Below are 17,967 nucleotides of genomic sequence, written 5' to 3' on the forward strand. Positions count from 1 at the left end.
GGGCGCTTCCCGGCGGGAACGGCGCGCGCCCTGCCTTCATTATGCTGAGGACGCGACTGCCCCGCTCGCGGATCCCCGTCGAAGCGGGACGGCCGGCTGATCCGGAGGCCGCCATGACCCAGCCCCAGGATTCTCAGACCAACGATTCCCGGACCAACGATTCCCGGACCGAGAATAGCGCGGCGGACGAACCCGCGGCGGCCCTCGCCCGGACCAACGCCGTCCTGGCCGAGTGGGCCGCGCGCTCGGCGGCGGACAGCGCGTCGCTGATCGCCCGGCTGGAGCGCATGGGCTACGCGGTGGAGGGCAAGTCGGAGGAGGAGATCGCCGAGGTGCTGAAGCACCCGCCGACGCGCTCCCCGGCAGCGTGACGCTCCACTGGGAAAACGGCGTCAAGTCTTGATCTAGGATATATTTCCGTTACCTCAAGTTCGGTGACGCAACCTCCGTTGCGTGTGCGTGGCGGAACAAATCATGAACAAAGACCCTCGATCCGGTTCCTGCTCCCCCTCCCGCTCCTCTTGCCGCGCCGCTTCCCGCCCCGCTTCGGCGGCCGAAGCCCCGCTGTCCCGCGAGGCGCTCCGCCTGCTCGCCGCCCTCGCGGCCCCCGGCGCCTACGCGATCCCGGACCCGATCGAGGACGGCACCCTGATCCTGCGCAGCGGCGGCGCCGGGGTCTCGGTCGGGGGCGGCCGCTTCCCCGCCCCGGCCGGCGACAGCCTGGTGGCGGCCGACCTCGCGGCGCGGGAGCCCGGCCCCCGCGGACGGCTCAGCCTCGGCCCCGCCGGCCAGGCCCGGCTGCGGCGCGCCGCGGCCGTCCGCGAGCTCGGCCCGGAGGCGGCCTTCCTCGGCCAGCACCTCGACCTCGTGCCGGATGCGGAGGCGCCCGGCGCCCCGGGGGGCGCCCAAGCGAGCGCCCAGGCGCGCCTGCGCGACGCCGCCGAGAGCCCCCTCGCCTGGATGGCGCGGCGGCGCGGACGCGACGGCGCCCCCCTCCTCGACGCCGCCTCCTACGAGGCCGGCGAGCGCCTGCGCCGGGACATGACGGGCGCCATGATGCTGCCCCGGATGGGGACGGATTGGGGGGCGCCGCGGGTCGACGGCTCGGGCCCGCGCGACCCCGCCTCGGCCTCGGACGCGATCCTGGCCGCCCGCCAGCGGGTGCGCGGCGCCCTCGACGCGGTGGGCAGCGACCTGTCGGGCCTGCTCCTCGACCTCTGCGGGCACCTGAAGGGCCTCGAGCGGATCGAGCTGGAGCGGCGCTGGCCGGCCCGCTCCGCCAAGGTCGTGGCGCGCATCGCCCTCGGGCGGCTGGCGGAGCATTACGGCCTGGAGCGCGAGGCGGTGGGGCCCGCGCGGGCCCGGACCCGGCTGTGGCGGGCCCGGGCCTGAGGGCGGATCCCTCCTGGGGGCCGGCGCCGGAGGGCGCGGCTCACTGCGCCGGCTGGACGAGCTTCCGCGCCTCGCGGTGGATGCGCTCGTCCATGGCGCGCAGGCCGCCGGCGCGCTTCGAGCTGATGTGGTTGCCGAAATCGAGCTGCTTGAACACGTCGAGGCCGTTGGTGGCCAGGATCGCGTCCGGCGGCTTGGTGTCGTAGATCGCGATCATGATCGCCACGAGGCCGCGGGTGATGCTCGAATCGCTGTCGCCCAGGAGCCTGACCCGGGGCGGGTCCTGGGCGGTGTCGAGATGCGAGTCGAGCCAGACCTGGCTCTCGCAGCCATGCACCCGGTTCGCCTCGCTGTGCTTGTCGGCGGGCAGCGGCGGCATCGCGCGGCCGAGCTCCATCACGTAGCTGTAGCGCTCCTCCCAGTCCTCGATCAGTTCGAAGTTCTCGATGATGGTGTGGATCGGAGGAAGCATCGGCAGCCGGCTGAGGTCGAAGGGGCGTCGGGGAGGATATAGGGCCGCGCGCGCCTCGATGCGACTCGGCCGCGACAAGGCGGCAAGGTGGCAAGGCTATGTGCGGCAGGGCTGGGTGCGGCAAGGCCGGGTGCGGCGAGGCCGGGCCGGCGGGAGCGGCCCGCCTCAGGCGTCGGCGCTGACCCGGGCCTCGGGGAGCTGCAGCTCGAGGGGGTCGGCCAGGGTCGCCGTGCCCCGCACGGCGATCTCGGCCTGGGCCGCGTAGGCGGCGATCAGGCGTGGCCCGAGCTTCGGCACGTTCGGGCGCCCCGCCGCGACGGCGTCCCCCGACCCCGACACGATGCTGAGCCCCACCGGCCCCCCCGCCGTGGCGTCGATGTCGATCGCGATGGCGCAGGCCACGCTCTCGGCGGTGGCGTCGAGGCACTCGGCCACGATCTCGGCCACGATCATCCCGAGGGCGTTGGCGGTGCGGGGCTCGACGAAGCTGGTGCCGCGCCCGCCCACCGTGACGCCGATGCGGCCGGCCCGGCGCAGCTGCCCGAGCCCGGAGGCGAGGCGGTGGAGGTAGTCGCGCAGGTCGATCGAGGCGATGTGGGGCGCCTCGTGCAGGTGCTGCTGCACCAGCGCGATCGCCCGCACCCGCTGGCCCAGCGCCTCGAAGCTGCCGCGGCAGAGGTCGGGGGCGGCGCGGCCGTAGAGGCCGATCAGGCTGACCATCACCTGCAGGTTGTTGCGGACCCGGTGGTAGACCTCGGCGAGCAGGGTCTCCTTCTCGACGAGCGCCTTCTCGATGTTCTCCTCGGCGTGCTTGCGGTCGGTGATGTCGAAGCAGGAGCCGAGATAGCCGTGGAACACGCCCTCGTCCTCGAGGGGGCGCCCGGTCTCGAGGAGCCAGCGATAGGCGCCGTCGTGCCGCCGCAGCCGGAACTCCACCGTGAAGGGCTCGCGCGCCGCGAAGGCGTCCGCCACCAGGGTGGCGTGCCGGTCGAAATCGTCCGGGTGCAGGCCGCGGCGCCAGCCCTCGCCGATCTCCTCCTCGGCGGTGCGGCCCGTGAAGGTGAGCCAGCACTCGTTGTGGTGCACCGCGCGCCCCTCGGGGTCGGCGCGCCACATCATCAGCGGCACGAAATCGGCGAAGCGCCGGAAGGCATCTCCGACCTCGAAGCGGCCCGGCGTCGTCCCGGTCGATGGTGTGTCGGCTGCCATGATGCTCCCGATTCGCCCGTTGCTCCTGGCTGATGTGCGCAATGCAGGCGCCGGTCAACGTGCCGAGCGGTGCGCCGTTCCGGCTCCGAGCCGGCTTGGAGCCGGCTCGGAGTTGGCTCGGAGCCGGCCTGGAGCCGGCCTGGAGCCGGCCTGGAGCCGGGAGCGCCGGGGGATCACGACCGAGGGTTGCCGCGACCCCGGGCCTGCCACCCGGCCCGGCCGCGCGACGCCCGGTCCAGCGCGCGCCGGGATGCGGGGCCCTGAGGCCGGGCGCGCGGCAAGGCCCGGGCCGCACCGACGGCAGGCGCGCGCCTATGGAAGGGCTCCGCCCCCCGCCCCATATCGGCCGCATGACACCCCTCGAGTCCATCCTGAAGGTCCTCGACGCCCTGATCGCCGCGGACGACCCGGTCGGGGTCGAGACCGCCGACCGGGCGATCTGGGACTACCTGTCGGGCTTCGACGGCCTCAGCGCCCAGGCCCGGGCCGCCGCGGACCTCGCGGAGGCCCTCGAATCCTGGCCGGTGCGCTCCTCCCTGACCCCGACCATCCGGGGCCTCGTCGCCCGCCACCGGGGCCGCCTCGACGCGCCCTCCGCCTGAGGGCGCGACCGCGCCCCGTCCGCCACCGGCCACCCGGCCCGATCAGAATAAAAGCTCAAAATAGGCTTTTATGGTTGACAGCGCGACGCTCCTCGGCTATCCATGACCCACGCTCCAGAAGTGTGACGAGACGGGCGACGGAGGGGGACATGCCGCTGGCGGGCCATCCTCCGGAGGCGCACGAGGCGGTGGCGCGCCTGATGTGCGCGACCGACCGCACCATGGCGTCGATCGCGGCCGAGACCGGCGTACCCGCCAACACCGTCAGCACCTGGAACCGGCGCGCCGGCTGGCGCCCGGCGACCTACGCGAAGCCCCTCGCCCTCGACCCGGCCCTCTGGCCCGAGGCGCGGCGGGCGGCCCTCGTCCGGCTCTACCACAACCCGGCCGTCGACCTCGCCGACCTCGCCGCCGCCCTGGGGGCGGCGCGCTCCGGCGGGGGGCGCCTGTTCAGGGCCTGCGGCCTCCTCGGGCGCCGGCGCCGGGCCGGGCTGCCCCCCGCCCCGGCGGATGCGGAGCGCACCCGGGACGGGCCGAGCCTGCGGGCGGCCCTGCGCGGGCACGTCGCCCGGCAGATCGCCCTCTTCGATGCCGGTCTCGACGCCGCGCTCCAGGGCCAGGGCCCGGGGGTCTCGGATTCGGCCCGGGTCCTGCGCGACCTCGGCGGGCTGAAGCGCCTGCTCGACGAGCTGGAGGCCGCCGAGGGGTGGCCGGATGCGGCCGGCGCCGACGCGCCGGGCGACGGGACGGGCGACGGGACGGGCGACGGGACGGGCGACGGGACGGGAGGGGACGATGGCGACGCGCACGACCCCGCCTCGGCACAGGCCTTCGCGGGCAACGTCCCGGCCGGATTCCCGGGCGCCGTCCCGGGCACCATCCCGGGCACCCTGCCCCATGCCCGCGACCTGCCCGCCCTGCGCGCGGCGATCGCGCAGCGCTATGCGGCGTTCGCAGGCGAGCGGCCGGATGCCGGCCTTCCTGGCGAGCCTGCCGGCCCCGCTCCTGACGGTGCTCAGCCATGACTGGCTCCACCTCGCCCGGGCCGACCAGCTGCCCCCCTGCCCCCTCGCCCCCTGGACCACCTGGGCGGTGATCGGGGGCCGCGGCTGCGGCAAGACCCGCACGGGCGCCGAGTGGGTCAGCGCGCTGGCCCTCGGCGACCCCGCCTTCACGGCGGAGGCGGTGGGGCGGATCGCCCTCGTGGGCGAGACCTACGCGGATGTGCGCGACGTGATGATCGAGGGGCCCTCGGGCCTCCTCGGCCTGCCGGCCCGGGGCCCGCGGCCGCGCTGGTCCCCGACCCGGCGGCGCCTCGAATGGGAGAACGGGGCCGTGGCCCTGGCCTTCTCGGCGGAGGAGCCGGATTCCCTGCGCGGCCCCCAGTTCGGGGCGGCGTGGTCCGACGAGATCGCCAAGTGGCGCCACCCGGAGGCCGCCTACGACATGCTGCAGTTCGGGCTGCGCCTCGGCCGCCGCCCGCGCCACCTGGTGACCACGACGCCGCGGCCGATCCCGCTGATCCGGCGCCTCCTCGGCGACCCGGGCGTGGTGGTGAGCCGGGCCCGCACCGCCGACAACGCCCGGAACCTCGCGCCGGCCTTCCTGGAGGCGGTGGTCGGGCGCTACGCCGGCACCCGCCTCGGCCGCCAGGAGCTCGACGGCGCGCTGATCGAGGACCGGGCCGACGCCCTCTGGAGCCGGGACGGGATCGAGGCGGGGCGCCGCGCGCGGGCGCCGGAGCTCGGCCGCATCGTGGTGGCGGTCGATCCCCCGGCGAGTTCCGGGCCGCGGGCGGATGCCTGCGGGATCGTGGCGGCGGGCAGCGACGGGGCCCGGGCCTTCGTGCTCGCCGACGCGACGCTGCGGCGCGCCACCCCGCAGGCCTGGGCCTCGGCGGCCCTCGCCCTCTACCACCGGCTCCAGGCCGACAGCCTCGTGGTCGAGGTCAACCAGGGCGGCGAGATGGCGACCGCCGTGCTCGCCGAGATCGATCCCGGCGTCCCCGTCACCGCCGTGCGGGCGACCCGGGGCAAGTACCTGCGCGCCGAGCCGGTCTCGGTGCTCTACGCGCAGGGCCGGGTCCACCATGTCGGCCCGCTGCCGGCGCTGGAGGACGAGATGTGCGATTTCGGCCCCGACGGCCTCACCTCGGGCGCCTCCCCGGACCGCCTCGACGCCCTGGTCTGGGCGATCACCCACCTGCTGCTCCGCCCCGGCCCCGAACCGCGGATCCGGCGGCTTTAGGGGGCCGGGGGCCGGCCGTCCCGGACGGGCGCCCCACTTCGCCCGTCCGGGAGCGGTCGCGTGCACGATCGCGGAGCGGGTGCGGGGTGCGACCTCTTCGGACAACGCGCCTCCCTCACCCCAACCCTCTCCCGGCCGGGAGAGGGGGCCCGTCGCGCCACCCGCACCCATCGACCCGCCCTCCCGAAGCGGCGGCTCGCCCACCTCTCCCGTCCGGGAGAGGTCGAGTCGGCGCAAGCCGACCGGGTGAGGGATGCGACTTTTCCGGAGAGGTCGCACCCCTCACCCCGGCCCGCTTCCGCGGGCAAACCTCTCCCGCACGGGGGAGGATCATCGCTCGCGAAAGGTCACCCCATGCCGAACCTCATCACCCGGCTGGCGCGGGCGGCGGGCTACGTGCCGGCGGCCAAGGGGGCGCCCCTCGGCGGGCCGGCCTTCATCCTCACCGGCGAGGGCCGGGCGGTGTGGACGGCCCGGGACGGGACCGCGCTCGCCCGCGAGGGGTTCCAGCGCAACGCCGTGGTGCACCGGGCGGTGCGGCTGGTGGCCGAGGCCGCGGCGTCCCTGCCCCTGATCCTGACCGGGCCGGGCGCGGAGGCGGCGCGGCCCGTCGCCGCGCTGCTCGCCCGGCCGAACCCGCGCGAGGGCGGGGCGCGGCTGATGGAGACGCTCTACGGGCACCTGATGGTCTCGGGCAACGCCTACCTGGAGGCCGTGAGCCTCGACGGGCGCCCGCGCGAACTCTACGCCCTGCGCCCCGACCGGATGCGGGTGGTGCCGGGGCCCGACGGCTGGCCCGCCGCCTACGATTACGCGGCCGGGGGCCGGACGCTGCGCTACGACCAGGACCGGGAGGGCGTGCCGCCGATCCTGCACCTGAGCCTGTTCCACCCGACCGACGACCATTACGGCCTCTCGCCCATGGAGGCGGCGGCGGTGGCCCTCGACATCCACAACGCGGCGGGCGCCTGGAACAAGGCGCTCCTCGACAACGCCGCCCGCCCCTCCGGCGCCCTCGTCTTCGCCAACGGCGCCGGCTCGGTCCTCAGCGAGGCGCAGTTCAGCCGGCTGAAGGGCGAGCTCGAGGCGAACTACCAGGGGGCGGGCAATGCCGGGCGCCCGCTGCTGCTCGAGGGCGGGCTCGACTGGAAGCCCCTGGCGCTCTCGCCCAAGGACATGGATTTCGTCGAGGCCAAGGCCGCGGCCGCCCGCGAGATCGCCCTCGCCTTCGGGGTGCCGCCGCTGCTCCTCGGGCTCGCGGGGGACAACACCCACGCCAACTACGCCGAGGCGAACCGCGCCTTCTACCGCCAGACCGTGATCCCCCTGGTGCGCCGCACCGCCGATTCGCTGGCCCACTGGCTCGAGCCCGCCTTCGGGCCGGCCAGCCTCGAACCCGACCTCGACGCCGTCGAGGCGCTGGCGCCCGAGCGCGAATCCCTCTGGCGCCGGTTGCAGGGCGCGGCGTTCCTGACCGCCGACGAGAAGCGCGCGGCGGTGGGCTACGGGCCGGGGACGGAGGGCTGAGGCCGGCGGGCCGCCTCCGGCTGCCAATTCCGGATCACCAAGCCCGGATCACCAAGCCCGGATCACCAAGCCCGGGCCGGCGCGGCCGCCCCGGCTCACCGGAGGGGAGTGCGATGGACGGCCATTTCACCGGCTATGCCAGCCTGTTCGGCGTGCCCGATCTCGGGCGCGACGTGGTGGTGCGCGGGGCCTTCGCCGGAAGCCTGGCGCGGCGGGGGCCTGCGGGCGTGCGGCTCCTCTGGCAGCACGATCCGGCCGAGCCGATCGGGCGCTGGCTGGCGCTGCGCGAGGACGCGCGCGGGCTCCTCGTGGAGGGCCGGCTCAACCTCGCGGTGCAGCGGGCCCGGGAGGTCGACGCGCTGATGCGCGAGGGCGGCCTCGACGGGCTCTCGATCGGCTTCCGGACGCTCTCCGCCGCCCCCGACCGGGCCGGCTACCGGCGGCTCAGCGCGGTCGACCTCTGGGAGATCTCCCTCGTCACCTTCCCGCTCCAGCCCGGAGCCCGCACCGCGCCGCCGGCGGGGGGCGCCCCCCTCGCCGCCGAGATCCGCGCGTTCGCCCGGCGCCTCGCGCCGCGCCGCGCGCCCCCGCCAGCCCACCGTCCCGCGATCCGGCTGCGGCCGGCCGCGCGGGCCTGATTCCCCCGAGCCACGAGGCATCCATGTCCCAGCACAGCGCGATCGAGCCCCAATCCGCCGCCGCCTTCGAGACCGGCGCCGGCCTGGAGAACAAGGCGGGGGCCGGCCCCGGGGGCCCGGGCGAGGCCAAGGCCGCCCTGGCCGAGCTCGCCACCGCCTTCGAGGCCTTCAAGGAGACGAACGACGCGCGCCTCGCCGCGCTCGAGGGGCGCCGCCCGGGCGACGTCCTGACCGAGGAGAAGCTCGCCCGCATCGACGCGGCCCTCGACACCGCCCGCACCCGCCTCGACCGCCTCAGCCTCGACCGGGCCCGCCCGCCCCTCGCCGGCCCGGAGCCCCGCCGCGACCCCCTCGGGGCCGAGCACAAGGCCGCCTTCGACCTCTATGTCCGGGCCGGGGAGAGCGCCGGGCTGAAGCGCCTGGAGGAGAAGGCCCTCTCGGCGGGCTCCGGCCCGGACGGGGGCTACCTCGTGCCGCCCACGATCGAGCGCGAGGTGCTGCGCCGCCTCGGCCTGCTCTCGCCGATCCGCGCCATCGCGAGCGTGCGCACCATCTCGGGGGGCCAGTACAAGCGGGCCGTCGCGACGGGTGCGCCGCAGGCGGGCTGGGTCGCCGAGACCGCGCCCCGGCCCCAGACCGACGGGCCCGCCCTGTCGGAGCTGAACGTCCCGGCGATGGAGCTCTACGCCATGCCGGCCGCGACCCAGACCCTCCTCGACGACGCCGTGGTCGACATCGACGCCTGGCTCGCCGACGAGGTCGAGACCGCCTTCGCCGAGCAGGAGAGCGTCGCCTTCGTGACCGGCAACGGGGTGAGCCGGCCGAAGGGCTTCCTCAGCGCCGACCTCGTCGCCAACGCCGCCTGGATGCCGGGCAAGATCGGCTTTGTCGGGACCGGCGCGGCCGGGGCCTTCCCGGCCCAGAACCCGGCCGACGTGCTGTTCGACCTCGTCTACGCCCTGCGCGCCGGCTACCGCCAGAACGCCGGCTTCGTGATGAACCGGCGGCTGCAGAGCGCCATCCGCAAGTTCAAGGACCTGGACGGCAACTACCTCTGGCAGCCGCCGCTCGCCGCCGACCGGGCCGCGATGCTGCTGGGCTTCCCCGTCACCGAGGCCGAGGCGATGCCGGATGCCGCCGCCGGCAGCCTGTCCCTGGCCTTCGGCGACTTCCGCCGCGGCTACCTGGTGGTCGACCGCACCGGCCTGCGGGTCCTGCGCGACCCCTACTCGGCCAAGCCCTACGTGCTGTTCTACACCACCAAGCGGGTCGGCGGCGGCGTGCAGGACCACGAGGCGATCAAGCTCATGAAATTCGCCTGAGCCAATGGCGGGCCCCCCGGGGAGCATCCCGGGGGGCCCGCCCGCGCGGCGGTGCGGCGGTGCGGCAACGCCCCGGAAATTTGGGGACAAATCTCGTTCTCGTGAACTATAAGGCTCTGTTCCAGGAACAATCGTCTTTATAAACCGCTTAAAGGGCTCGACGATGAAGCCCTTGATTTGCTTCCGGACTGATTATCATGAATCTTGATGGGGCCGAGAATGCCAAGGCGGAGGTTTTTCTCCGAGCTTTCAAATATTCTGAAATCGTATCGCCCTTATCAGACGAAGACGATCAGCCGATCTTCGTAGCATCTCCCGGCACGGAAGCACATCATGACATCATCATGGCGCGCAGAAACAAGACGTTCGATCCGAAAGAACAGATCGCCGTCGGCATCGTCAAGTCGAATGACAGGAGCCAATCCGACGGCGATCTGAAACTCGGGATCTTCATCCAGCGCCGGCGCCTGATCCACCATCCCGTCGTCGAAGCCGCCATGCGCATCGCCGGCAATGAGGCGCGCGTCATCGTCACGGGTCCCGTGCGCCGGCAGGCGCCCGCGAACACGGGTCATTGCCGGCCGCTGCGCATGGGCGCATCGGTGGGCCATCATCGGGTCACGGCGGGAACGATCGGGTGCTTCGGCGTCAGCCGGAACGGCGGCGGGATCGGCATCCTGTCGAACAATCACGTGCTGGCGAACACCAACAGGGGCGTGCGAGGCGATATCGTGCTGCAGCCCGGGCGGCTGGACGGTGGCCCGAGGCGCGGATCGGTGAACCAGGTCGCGACCCTTCACGAGTACGTCCCCATCGACTTCACGCCCGACGCCGCCAATCTCGTCGATTGCGCCTTCGCGCTCCTGTCCGAGGGCATCGGCTGCGACGGATGCACGATGGACGTCCTGTCGACGAGCCCGCGGGCGTGGACGATCGGCGAGCCTGAAGATCTCATCTTCGACGACGTGCCGGTGCAGAAGGTCGGTCGCACGACGGGATTCACAGAAGGTACGGTCGAGGCGGTCGGCGTCAACAACGTCAAGGTGCAGATGATAGGCGGCCCGAGACCCAAATACGCCCTGTTCAATCAACAGGTCGCGGTCGCCGGCATCAGCGAGACCTTCTCGAAGGGAGGGGACAGCGGCTCGCTGATCTGCAGCCGGGACGGGCGGCCCGTCGCCCTCCTGTTCGCAGGGACGAAGACCGGGGGACGGCACGGCCGTGGCATCACCTATGCAAATCCGATCCAGACTGTTCTAAATTCACTCGAGATCGATATCTACACCGGGGGTGAAGGAGCCGATCATGGTTGACCAGCGAGACAAGCTTCGGGCGTCGCGCCCAGCTGCCATGGAGGCCAAGGACGCGTTCACCTCCCTGTACGCCAGTGGCCGAGCCGACCGCGCAGTCGGCCTCGGTCTCAACCAGAGCGGCGACGGCTGGGCCGTGAAGGTCTTCGTGCCGTCTCCTTCGGCGGCCCGGGAGTTGCCCGACCATTTCCGGGACTTCGACGTCGAGGTGCAGGTGACGGGCCACGCCAAGGCGTACTGACCGCCGCCTCGGCGCGGGCGGTCGGTCTCATGCGCCGTCACGATCGCGGTGACGGCGATGATGCGGGCAACCGGCCCGGGCAGGCTCAGGTCAGGGCCCAGGTCGAGGCTCAGGTCGGGGCCCAGGCCACCACGCGGCCGCGCACGAGCGCGAGGCCGGCGACAACGGTGCTCTGGTCGCGACGCAGGAAGGACGGCCGGTCGGCCTCCTGTTCTCCGGAACGAACCATGGCATCAGTGATGCGAACCCGATCCAGACAGTCCTCGATTTGTCAAGCGTCGATAGTCATCCGCGTCCTTGAAGGATTTCGAGCATGGCCGACCGGCGCGAGCACTTGCTAGCTTCGAAGTCAGCAGCGTTGGCGGCCAAGGACGCCTTCGTCACGCGCTACGCACGGGGCCGCGACGATCGTGCCGCCGGGATCGGCCTCGACGGCCGGGGCCGCGATTGGTCCCTGAAGGCCCTGGTCCACACGCCGGAGGCCCCGACCGCACGATGCGCCCTGCCCTCAGCGCGGCCGCGCCGGCCGCGCCATCCAGTCCGAGCGGTTGCCGCGCCCGCGGGGCATCGGGTCGCTCGCCTGCATCTGGCCGAGCTCGGCCGCCCGGGAGCTGATCCAGCCCGCGTGCTCGCCGATCGGCGTCACGGCGGTGAAGCCGCCGCAGGCGGTGCGCTGGCGGGAATTCTGCTGCATCGCGCCGCTCGACCAGCTCACGACGCCGACGATCTGGTAGCCGCCGGGGCCACCGCGCAGGATCGGGCCGCCGGAATCGCCGAGGCAGGCGCCCGCGCCGGCGGTCTCGGCGAGGCGGCGCCGGTCCGTCACCACGGTGACGCGGTTGGCGACCTGCAGCGAACCGATCGAGACGAGGTGGGCCTCGCGCAGGGTGCGGGCGGTGTTGCGCCGGTTCTCGGCGACGACCCCGAAGCCCGCGATGTCGACGGTCTCGCCCGTCGCGATGCCGCCGCCGCCGCGGGGATCGAGGGGCTGGAAGTCCGAGCCCAGCGGCTCGGCCAGCTTGATCAGCGCGAGGTCGACGCCGGGCTGGTCCTCCGGCGTGGTGCCGGGCACGAAATCCGGGTGCATCGAGGCCGCCACCGTGCCGACGCGGCGCTGGCGGAAGCTGCGGTCCACCGCGATGACGCTGTAGCCGGCCCGGTGCATCACGCAATGGGCCGCCGTCAGCACGAGGTCGGGGGCGATCAGGGTGCCCGAGCAGATCTCGCCCTGCGTGCTCTCGATGCGCACCACCGAGGCGCGCAGGCCGTTCGGGTCCCGCGAGACCTGGCCCTGGATCACCGCCCCGGCGGGCAGCGGCATCAGGCCGAGGCCGAAGAGGGCGCCCAGGCACGCCGTGCGGAGCGGGATCGCGAACATCTGTCTCTCCCGCAACCGGGTGCCATCGGGGACGAAGGCCGATCGAGCGTAGCGTAAGGCAATGGGCCGGCCAAGCTAAGGTTCCACGGCCCCGGTCCGGCGGACTACACAGCCGGCGCACCGGGTTGTCCAGGCGGCGCGCCGACGCGGCGCGCCGCGTCGCCCGCGCCCGGCCTCACTCCCAGGTCGCCGCGCGGCCCCAGCCCGCGAGGGTCCGGTCGATCCAGTCGCGCTGGGGCCCGAGGAGCACGCCCTGCGAGAGCGTCCCGCAGGCGCCCCCGACCCAGGCCGAGACGGCCAGGACCCCGCCCGTCCCGGTGATCGGGCCGCCGGAATCCCCCTGGCAGGCCCCGGCCCGGCCGGCGGCGGGCTTGAGCCAGACCAGGATGCGGCTCGGCCCGTAGGGCTCGACCACGGGCAGCCCCACGGCGCGCAGGGTGCCGGTGCTGCGGGCCTCGCCGGGCCGGGCCACGCCGTAGCCCGCCAGGGTCAGGGTCTCGCCGGCCCGCGGCAGGGCGGGGCTCAGCGCGGCGGCGCGGAAGCGCGGCGGCAGGGGCGTGGCGGTGCGCAGGAGCGCGAGGTCGATCGAGCGGCGCCGCCCCGCGATGGCGCCTGAATCGTAGCCCGGATGCACCGTCCGGGCGGCGAGGTCCACCAGCACCGGCTGCCCGGCCTCGTCGCGGAAATGCACCCGGTGCTCGGCCCGGCCGGCGGCGCAATGGCCCGCCGTCAGCACCGTGTCGGGGCTCAGCACGACGGCGCTGCAGACGCCGCCATCCGAGGACAGGACCATCACGCTCGCGGCCGCCCCCTCCGGCGCCTCGCGCCCGCCGATCACGGCGCGCGCCGGCCCCGCGAGGGCGCCGGCGAGAACGAGGCCCGCCGCGATCCCGCGCAGGCCGCCCCCGATCCGATTCGCAACCATCACACTCCCCCAAGCGCCCCGTGGCCAGACCGGAGACCCGCGATGACCCCGATACGCGTCGAGGCGCCGAGCGTCGAGCCGGTCTCGCTTGCCGAGATGCGGGCCTATCTCCGCCTCGACCCCGACGACGGCGGCGCCGAGGACGGCCTGGTCATGGCCCTCGTCGGGGCGGCCCGCATCGCCCTGGAGCAGGAGACGCGGCGCATCCTGGTGCCGGGCCGCTTCCGCCTCACCCTGGCGGAGTGGCCGGCGGGCGCGGTCCTGCCGCTCCCCCTGAGCCCCGTCACGGCCCTGCTGCGGGCCGGGCGCGCGGGGCCGAACGGCACCGTGGCGGAGCTGGCGCCGGGCCTGGTGCAGCTGCGCGGCGACGGGCTCGAGGTCGCGTCCCTGCGGATCGACCCGGCGCTGGACCCGACGGGCGCCCCCCTCGTCATCGACCTCGCGGCCGGGTTCGGGGGCGACGGCCCGGCCCTGCCGGCGCCCCTGGGGCTGGCGATCCGGCGCCTCGCGGCTTCCTGGTTCGAGCACAGGGGCGACGAGCCCGGCGGGGGGCTCGGCGGGGGGCTCGACGGAGGCCGGGCGCGGGGGCTGCCCGCCGACGTCGCGGCGCTCGCCGCCCCCTTCCGCCGCCTGCTCCTCTGACCCCCTTCCCTCGCATCCGGACATCCGCCATGGCACAGAACCCGGCCCCGCGCCGCCCCTCCCTCGGGGCGCGGCGGCGGCGCTTCGTGCTCGAGACCCCCGTCGAGGAGCCCGACGGCTTCGGCGGGGTGATCCGCCGCTACGTCGCCGGGCCGCTGCTCTGGGGGGCGATGGTCCCGCTCGGCGCCCCCGAGCGCGTGGCGGGCGGGCGCGCCGACCCGGTCCCGACCCATCAGGTGACCCTGCGCAGGCGGCCGGGCCTCACCCCCGCCATGCGCCTCGCCTGCGGGCCGCGCCGCTTCGCCATCCGCAGCATCGCGGAGGCCGAGGCCGGCGGGCGCGACCTCGTCTGCCGCGTCGAGGAGATCGGGGGGGCCGGCGCATGAGCGCGCCCATGGCCCTCCCCCTCTCGCCGCTCCTCGCCATGCGGGCCGCGATCCTGGCGCGGCTCGCGGGCGACGCCGCCCTCGCCCGGCTGATGGGCGGGAGCCTGCGCCTCCACGACGAGCCACCGCGGGGGGCCTCCCCCGTCTACGCGCTGTTCGGCGATGCCGAGATCCGCGACGCCTCCGTGGACGGGGCCGAGCGCCACGCCCACACCCTCGCCCTCGTGGTGTTCGCGAGGCCCGGATCGAGCCGGACCGCCCTCGAGGCGGCGGCCCTCATGGCGGGGCTCCTCACCGACCCCGGCCTCGTCCTCGCCGGCCACGCCCTCGTGACCTGCCGCGTCCTGGCGCTCGCCGCCACCCGCGACCCGCGCAGCGGCGAGGCCCGCGCCACCCTGACCCTCGCGGCCGTCACCGAGGCCGCCTCAGACCCAGCCCGGAGCCCGACATGACCGCCCAGAAAGGCAAGGACCTTCTCATCAGGGCCGGCAACGGCGCCGGCGGCTTCACGGCGGTGGCGGGCCTGCGCGCCCGGCAGATCGCCTTCAACGCCGAGGCCGTCGACGTCACCAACGCGGATTCCGCCGGGCGCTGGCGGGAATTGCTGGCGGGGGCGGGCATGCGCCGGGCCGCCATCGCGGGCTCGGGGGTGTTCCGGGACGAGGCCTCGGACCTGCGCCTGCGCCACCTCTTCTTCGAGGGGGTGATCGAGACCTTCCAGGTGGTGGTGCCGGCCTTCGGCACCATCGAGGGGCCGTTCCAGATCGTCAGCCTCGAGTATCGGGGCGAGCATGCGGGCGAGGTCACCTTCGACATGGCGCTGGATTCCGCCGGCGCCCTCGCCTTCACGGCCCTCTGAGGGAGGCGGCGCGGCCATGGCGAACCGCAGGCGCGGCGAGGTGCCCCTCGCCCTCGGGGAGACCCGCTACACCCTCTGCCTCACCCTCGGGGCGCTCGCCGAGCTGGAGGACGCGCTGGCGGCGGGCGACCTCGCCGGCCTCGCCGAGCGCTTCGCCGGGGGCCGGCTCGCGAGCCGCGACCTGATCGCGCTCCTCGGCGCGGCGCTCCGCGGCGGCGGCCACGACCTCGACGACGCCGCGGTGGCGCGCCTTCCCCTGGCGGGGGGCCTCGACGCGGTGACGGGGGCCCTCGGCGCCGTCCTGGCGGCGGCGTTCGGGGATCCCGACCCGGACCCTCCGGCGCCACGGGGGGCCCCGAGCCGGGAGCGATCCCCGCCTTCCCGTGGGACGCGGCGCTGAGCCTCGGCCTGCACCGCCTGCGCTGGCCGCCCGCCGCCTTCTGGGCGGCGACGCCCCGCGAGCTCGCCCGCGCGGCCGGGCCCGCCCCCGCCCGCGATCCGCTCCGCCGCACCGACCTCGCGCGCCTCCTCGCGGCGTTCCCGGACGGGTGAGCGGATGCCCCCCGATCCCCCGGAGCCCCCATCCCCCGGAGCCCCCATGCCCGAGACCGACCTCGACCGCGCCAACGCGGCGCGCATCAAGCAGCTCGACACCCTCGACCGGCTGGCCCAGCGGTTCGGGCAGAGCCTGTCCGGGGCGCTGACGCGCAACCTCGGGGCCGGGCGCCAGCTCGACGGCGTGCTGGGCTCGCTCGCCGGCAAGCTCGCGGGGATCGCCGCCAAGGCCGCCCTGAGCCCGGTGAAGCGGGGCGTCACGGGCCTCGTCAACGGCCTGATGAGCGCCGCCTCCCTCGGGGACGAGACGCCCTTCGCGCGCGGCGGGGTGGTGGGGGCCGGCCGGGTGCGGCCCTTCGCGGGGGGCGGGGTCGTGGCGGCGCCGACCTACTTCCCGATGCAGGGGGGCACCGGCCTGATGGGCGAGGCCGGGCCGGAGGCGATCCTGCCCCTGCGCCGCGGCAGCGACGGGCGCCTCGGCGTGGCCGCGGGCGCCGCCGGCCGGCCGGTCAGCGTCACCGTCAACATCGCGACCCCGGACCTCGCCGGCTTCCGCCGCTCCGAGGCGCAGGTCGCCGCCGACCTCGCCCGCGCCGTCGCCCGCGGGCAGCGCGCGCTCTGAGGCCCGAACCCGCCAGGAGCCCAGCCAGGAGCCCCGCCAGGAGCCCCTCCAGGAGCCCCGCCAGGAACCGTCAGGAGCCCCGCATGCCCGCCGATTTCCACGAGGTGCGCTTCCCCCTCGACGTCAGCCTGCGCGGCAGCGGCGGCCCGACCCGGCTCACCGAGATCGTCACGCTGGCCTCGGGCCGCGAGCACCGCAACAGCCGCTGGGCGGATTCGCGCCGGCGCTACGATGCGGGCTTCGGGATCCGCAGCCTCGACGCCCTCCACGCCGTCCTGAGCTTCTTCGAGGAGCGGCGCGGGCGCCTCTACGGCTTCCGCTACCGCGACCGGGTGGATTTCCGCTCCGGGCCGCCGGGCCGCGCGGTCGGCCCGGCCGACCAGGTGCTCGGGACCGGCGACGGGGCCGCGCGGGCGTTCGCGCTGGCCAAGACCTACGGCACCGGCCCGGCGCCCTATCGGCGCGCCATCGCCAAGCCCGTCGCCGAGAGCGTGCGGGTCGCGGTGGCGGGCGTCGAGGTGGCGCGGGCGCGCTTCGCCTGCGAGGCCGCCACCGGGCTGATCACCTTCGCGCCGGGCGCCGCCCCGCCGCCGGGCGCCGCGGTCACGGCGGGGTTCGAGTTCGACGTGCCGGTCCGCTTCGACACCGACACCCTCCTGGTGAACCTCGAGGCCTTCACGGCGGGCGAGATCCCGAAGGTGCCCCTGATCGAGATCGTACCCTGAGGCGGAGCCCCCCGATGCGCGACCTGCCCCCGGACCTCGCGGCCCGCCTCCAGGAGGGCGCCACGACGCTCTGCCAGTGCTGGGCCCTGCGGCGCCGGGACGGGCGCGCCCTCGGCTTCACCGACCACGACCGCGACCTCAGCCTCGGGGGGCTCGTCCACGAGGCCCGCACCGGCCTCGAGGCGGCCGAGGCGAGCCGGGAGCTCGGCTTCGCGGTCTCGGGCGGGGACGTGGCGGGGGCGCTCAGCGCCCTCGGGCTGAGCGAGGCCGACATCGCCGGGGGGCTCTACGACGGGGCCACCGTCGAGACCTGGCTCGTCGACTGGACCCACCCGGAGACCCGCCTCCTCCTCGACATCGGGACGCTGGGCGAGATCCGCCGGGCCGGCAACGCCTTCGTGGCGGAGCTGCGCGGGGTGATGGACAGCCTCGATGCCGAGCGCGGGCGCAGCTACCGCGCCACCTGCGGGGCGGATCTCGGCGATCCGCTCTGCCGGGTCGACGCCGCGCGCCTGCGCGTCCCCGCCACCGTGCGGGCGGTGCCCCGCCCCGGCGTGCTGGCGCTCGATCTCGGGCGGCCGGCCCCCGACGCGACCTTCGCGGGCGGCCGCCTCGCCTGGACCGGGGGCGCCAATCTGGGGCTCGCGGCGGACGTGCGGGCGCATGCGGAGGGCCTCGTGGAGCTCTGGGAGGCGCCCCCGCGCCCGGTCGCGCCGGGCGATGCCCTCACGCTGACGCCGGGCTGCGACAAGCGCCTCGCCACCTGCGCCGGGACCTTCGCCAACACGGTGAACTTTCAGGGCTTCCCGCACCTGCCGGGCAACGACGTCGTGCTGCGCCCGGCCCCGGGCTCCGGCCCCGGCCTCGACGGCGGCAGCCTGTTCCGCCCCGCCCCGGGCCCCTGAGGAGAGCGCC

General features: G+C 75.3%; 23 protein-coding genes. 19 read left to right on the forward strand and 4 right to left on the reverse strand.

Translation table 11 applies throughout. The features are described 5' to 3' along the window. Nucleotides 1-113 precede the first annotated feature (113 nt). The gene (locus tag F6X51_RS14510; protein ID WP_150964385.1) at nucleotides 114-371 is read left to right on the forward strand and encodes a hypothetical protein; all 258 of its coding nucleotides are present in this window, start codon (nucleotides 114-116) and stop codon (nucleotides 369-371) included. 103 nt (nucleotides 372-474) lie between these two features. After that, nucleotides 475-1,392 carry a DUF6456 domain-containing protein gene (locus F6X51_RS14515; RefSeq protein ID WP_246696808.1) on the forward strand — a complete coding sequence of 306 codons (918 nt, stop codon included), beginning with the start codon at nucleotides 475-477 and terminating at the stop codon, nucleotides 1,390-1,392. Nucleotides 1,393-1,432: 40 nt separating this feature from the next. Here F6X51_RS14515 and F6X51_RS14520 read toward each other — a convergent pair whose 3' ends face one another. After that, nucleotides 1,433-1,864: a SufE family protein gene (locus F6X51_RS14520; RefSeq protein WP_150964386.1), complete on the reverse strand. Its 432-nt coding sequence runs from the start codon at nucleotides 1,862-1,864 to the stop codon at nucleotides 1,433-1,435. A gap of 165 nt (nucleotides 1,865-2,029) precedes the next feature. After that, nucleotides 2,030-3,073, reverse strand: coding sequence for a sensor histidine kinase (locus tag F6X51_RS14525; RefSeq protein WP_150964387.1), 1,044 nt, complete (start codon nucleotides 3,071-3,073; stop codon nucleotides 2,030-2,032). Nucleotides 3,074-3,423: 350 nt separating this feature from the next. Here F6X51_RS14525 and F6X51_RS14530 point away from each other — a divergent pair, with 350 nt between their 5' ends. The 8 genes from F6X51_RS14530 (at nucleotide 3,424) to F6X51_RS14565 (ending at nucleotide 10,960) form a co-directional block, all read left to right on the forward strand. Then, on the forward strand, nucleotides 3,424-3,675 hold the full coding sequence (locus F6X51_RS14530; protein ID WP_150964388.1) for a hypothetical protein: 252 nt from the start codon (nucleotides 3,424-3,426) through the stop codon (nucleotides 3,673-3,675). A gap of 149 nt (nucleotides 3,676-3,824) precedes the next feature. Further along, nucleotides 3,825-4,700, forward strand: a complete 876-nt coding sequence (locus F6X51_RS14535; protein ID WP_150964389.1) for a hypothetical protein — start codon at nucleotides 3,825-3,827, stop codon at nucleotides 4,698-4,700. After that, a complete protein-coding gene (locus F6X51_RS14540; RefSeq protein WP_150964390.1) occupies nucleotides 4,645-5,922 on the forward strand; it encodes a DNA-packaging protein in 1,278 nt (425 codons plus the stop codon). Before F6X51_RS14535 ends, F6X51_RS14540 begins: the two co-directional genes overlap by 56 nt. 354 nt (nucleotides 5,923-6,276) lie before the next feature. Continuing rightward, nucleotides 6,277-7,449 carry a phage portal protein gene (locus F6X51_RS14545; RefSeq protein ID WP_150964391.1) on the forward strand — a complete coding sequence of 391 codons (1,173 nt, stop codon included), beginning with the start codon at nucleotides 6,277-6,279 and terminating at the stop codon, nucleotides 7,447-7,449. 113 nt (nucleotides 7,450-7,562) lie between these two features. Beyond that, nucleotides 7,563-8,087: an HK97 family phage prohead protease gene (locus F6X51_RS14550; RefSeq protein WP_150964392.1), complete on the forward strand. Its 525-nt coding sequence runs from the start codon at nucleotides 7,563-7,565 to the stop codon at nucleotides 8,085-8,087. Nucleotides 8,088-8,110: 23 nt separating this feature from the next. After that, nucleotides 8,111-9,409, forward strand: a complete 1,299-nt coding sequence (locus F6X51_RS14555) for a phage major capsid protein (RefSeq protein ID WP_150964393.1) — start codon at nucleotides 8,111-8,113, stop codon at nucleotides 9,407-9,409. Between the two features lie 197 nt (nucleotides 9,410-9,606). Continuing rightward, nucleotides 9,607-10,722: a hypothetical protein gene (locus F6X51_RS14560; RefSeq protein WP_150964394.1), complete on the forward strand. Its 1,116-nt coding sequence runs from the start codon at nucleotides 9,607-9,609 to the stop codon at nucleotides 10,720-10,722. Then, entirely contained in the window at nucleotides 10,715-10,960 is a 246-nt protein-coding gene (locus F6X51_RS14565; RefSeq protein ID WP_150964395.1) for a hypothetical protein, read from the forward strand. Before F6X51_RS14560 ends, F6X51_RS14565 begins: the two co-directional genes overlap by 8 nt. 508 nt (nucleotides 10,961-11,468) lie before the next feature. Here F6X51_RS14565 and F6X51_RS14570 read toward each other — a convergent pair. Both F6X51_RS14570 and F6X51_RS14575 read right to left on the reverse strand, forming a co-directional pair. Continuing rightward, on the reverse strand, nucleotides 11,469-12,338 hold the full coding sequence (locus F6X51_RS14570) for a S1 family peptidase (protein WP_150964396.1): 870 nt from the start codon (nucleotides 12,336-12,338) through the stop codon (nucleotides 11,469-11,471). 175 nt (nucleotides 12,339-12,513) lie between these two features. After that, nucleotides 12,514-13,263, reverse strand: coding sequence for a S1 family peptidase (locus F6X51_RS14575; protein ID WP_150964397.1), 750 nt, complete (start codon nucleotides 13,261-13,263; stop codon nucleotides 12,514-12,516). Between the two features lie 42 nt (nucleotides 13,264-13,305). Here F6X51_RS14575 and F6X51_RS14580 point away from each other — a divergent pair, with 42 nt between their 5' ends. From F6X51_RS14580 to F6X51_RS14620, 9 genes are all read left to right on the forward strand, one after another. After that, a complete protein-coding gene (locus F6X51_RS14580; RefSeq protein ID WP_150964398.1) occupies nucleotides 13,306-13,905 on the forward strand; it encodes a head-tail connector protein in 600 nt (199 codons plus the stop codon). A gap of 29 nt (nucleotides 13,906-13,934) precedes the next feature. Further along, nucleotides 13,935-14,291 (forward strand): head-tail adaptor protein, encoded by a 357-nt coding sequence (locus F6X51_RS14585; RefSeq protein ID WP_150964399.1) that lies wholly within the window; start codon nucleotides 13,935-13,937, stop codon nucleotides 14,289-14,291. Between the two features lie 8 nt (nucleotides 14,292-14,299). Beyond that, a complete protein-coding gene (locus F6X51_RS14590; RefSeq protein WP_246696809.1) occupies nucleotides 14,300-14,743 on the forward strand; it encodes a DUF3168 domain-containing protein in 444 nt (147 codons plus the stop codon). Then, the gene (locus tag F6X51_RS14595; RefSeq protein WP_150964401.1) at nucleotides 14,740-15,150 is read left to right on the forward strand and encodes a phage major tail protein, TP901-1 family; all 411 of its coding nucleotides are present in this window, start codon (nucleotides 14,740-14,742) and stop codon (nucleotides 15,148-15,150) included. The genes F6X51_RS14590 and F6X51_RS14595 overlap by 4 nt, the downstream gene beginning before the upstream one ends. Before the next feature lie 16 nt (nucleotides 15,151-15,166). Next, the gene (locus tag F6X51_RS14600) at nucleotides 15,167-15,550 is read left to right on the forward strand and encodes a gene transfer agent family protein (RefSeq protein WP_150964402.1); all 384 of its coding nucleotides are present in this window, start codon (nucleotides 15,167-15,169) and stop codon (nucleotides 15,548-15,550) included. Nucleotides 15,551-15,567: 17 nt separating this feature from the next. Further along, nucleotides 15,568-15,702 (forward strand): phage tail assembly chaperone, encoded by a 135-nt coding sequence (locus tag F6X51_RS14605; protein ID WP_322098528.1) that lies wholly within the window; start codon nucleotides 15,568-15,570, stop codon nucleotides 15,700-15,702. A gap of 46 nt (nucleotides 15,703-15,748) precedes the next feature. Beyond that, nucleotides 15,749-16,327, forward strand: a complete 579-nt coding sequence (locus tag F6X51_RS14610) for a phage tail tape measure protein (RefSeq protein ID WP_150964403.1) — start codon at nucleotides 15,749-15,751, stop codon at nucleotides 16,325-16,327. Nucleotides 16,328-16,410: 83 nt separating this feature from the next. Continuing rightward, complete coding sequence (locus F6X51_RS14615; protein WP_150964404.1) at nucleotides 16,411-17,052, forward strand: DUF2460 domain-containing protein; 642 nt, start codon at nucleotides 16,411-16,413, stop codon at nucleotides 17,050-17,052. Between the two features lie 14 nt (nucleotides 17,053-17,066). Then, nucleotides 17,067-17,957 (forward strand): DUF2163 domain-containing protein, encoded by an 891-nt coding sequence (locus F6X51_RS14620; RefSeq protein ID WP_150964405.1) that lies wholly within the window; start codon nucleotides 17,067-17,069, stop codon nucleotides 17,955-17,957. Nucleotides 17,958-17,967: the final 10 nt, after the last annotated feature.

The sequence above is a fragment of the Methylobacterium planeticum genome (assembly GCF_008806345.1).
Classification (GTDB): Bacteria; Pseudomonadota; Alphaproteobacteria; order Rhizobiales; family Beijerinckiaceae; genus Methylobacterium; species Methylobacterium planeticum.

Bases quoted from the DNA above. Each gene is read 5' to 3' on its own strand.
- F6X51_RS14550 (WP_150964392.1), top strand. From the start codon at position 7,563: ATGGACGGCCATTTCACCGGCTATGCCAGCCTGTTCGGCGTGCCCGAT.
- F6X51_RS14590 (WP_246696809.1), top strand. From the start codon at position 14,300: ATGGCCCTCCCCCTCTCGCCGCTCCTCGCCATGCGGGCCGCGATCCTG.
- F6X51_RS14530 (WP_150964388.1), top strand. From the start codon at position 3,424: ATGACACCCCTCGAGTCCATCCTGAAGGTCCTCGACGCCCTGATCGCC.
- F6X51_RS14510 (WP_150964385.1), top strand. From the start codon at position 114: ATGACCCAGCCCCAGGATTCTCAGACCAACGATTCCCGGACCAACGAT.
- F6X51_RS14595 (WP_150964401.1), top strand. From the start codon at position 14,740: ATGACCGCCCAGAAAGGCAAGGACCTTCTCATCAGGGCCGGCAACGGC.
- F6X51_RS14515 (WP_246696808.1), top strand. From the start codon at position 475: ATGAACAAAGACCCTCGATCCGGTTCCTGCTCCCCCTCCCGCTCCTCT.
- F6X51_RS14555 (WP_150964393.1), top strand. From the start codon at position 8,111: ATGTCCCAGCACAGCGCGATCGAGCCCCAATCCGCCGCCGCCTTCGAG.
- F6X51_RS14585 (WP_150964399.1), top strand. From the start codon at position 13,935: ATGGCACAGAACCCGGCCCCGCGCCGCCCCTCCCTCGGGGCGCGGCGG.
- F6X51_RS14580 (WP_150964398.1), top strand. From the start codon at position 13,306: ATGACCCCGATACGCGTCGAGGCGCCGAGCGTCGAGCCGGTCTCGCTT.
- F6X51_RS14520 (WP_150964386.1), bottom strand. From the start codon at position 1,864: ATGCTTCCTCCGATCCACACCATCATCGAGAACTTCGAACTGATCGAG.
- F6X51_RS14535 (WP_150964389.1), top strand. From the start codon at position 3,825: ATGCCGCTGGCGGGCCATCCTCCGGAGGCGCACGAGGCGGTGGCGCGC.
- F6X51_RS14570 (WP_150964396.1), bottom strand. From the start codon at position 12,338: ATGTTCGCGATCCCGCTCCGCACGGCGTGCCTGGGCGCCCTCTTCGGC.
- F6X51_RS14545 (WP_150964391.1), top strand. From the start codon at position 6,277: ATGCCGAACCTCATCACCCGGCTGGCGCGGGCGGCGGGCTACGTGCCG.
- F6X51_RS14600 (WP_150964402.1), top strand. From the start codon at position 15,167: ATGGCGAACCGCAGGCGCGGCGAGGTGCCCCTCGCCCTCGGGGAGACC.
- F6X51_RS14525 (WP_150964387.1), bottom strand. From the start codon at position 3,073: ATGGCAGCCGACACACCATCGACCGGGACGACGCCGGGCCGCTTCGAG.
- F6X51_RS14610 (WP_150964403.1), top strand. From the start codon at position 15,749: ATGCCCGAGACCGACCTCGACCGCGCCAACGCGGCGCGCATCAAGCAG.
- F6X51_RS14540 (WP_150964390.1), top strand. From the start codon at position 4,645: ATGCCGGCCTTCCTGGCGAGCCTGCCGGCCCCGCTCCTGACGGTGCTC.
- F6X51_RS14615 (WP_150964404.1), top strand. From the start codon at position 16,411: ATGCCCGCCGATTTCCACGAGGTGCGCTTCCCCCTCGACGTCAGCCTG.
- F6X51_RS14565 (WP_150964395.1), top strand. From the start codon at position 10,715: ATGGTTGACCAGCGAGACAAGCTTCGGGCGTCGCGCCCAGCTGCCATG.
- F6X51_RS14575 (WP_150964397.1), bottom strand. From the start codon at position 13,263: ATGGTTGCGAATCGGATCGGGGGCGGCCTGCGCGGGATCGCGGCGGGC.
- F6X51_RS14560 (WP_150964394.1), top strand. From the start codon at position 9,607: ATGAATCTTGATGGGGCCGAGAATGCCAAGGCGGAGGTTTTTCTCCGA.
- F6X51_RS14620 (WP_150964405.1), top strand. From the start codon at position 17,067: ATGCGCGACCTGCCCCCGGACCTCGCGGCCCGCCTCCAGGAGGGCGCC.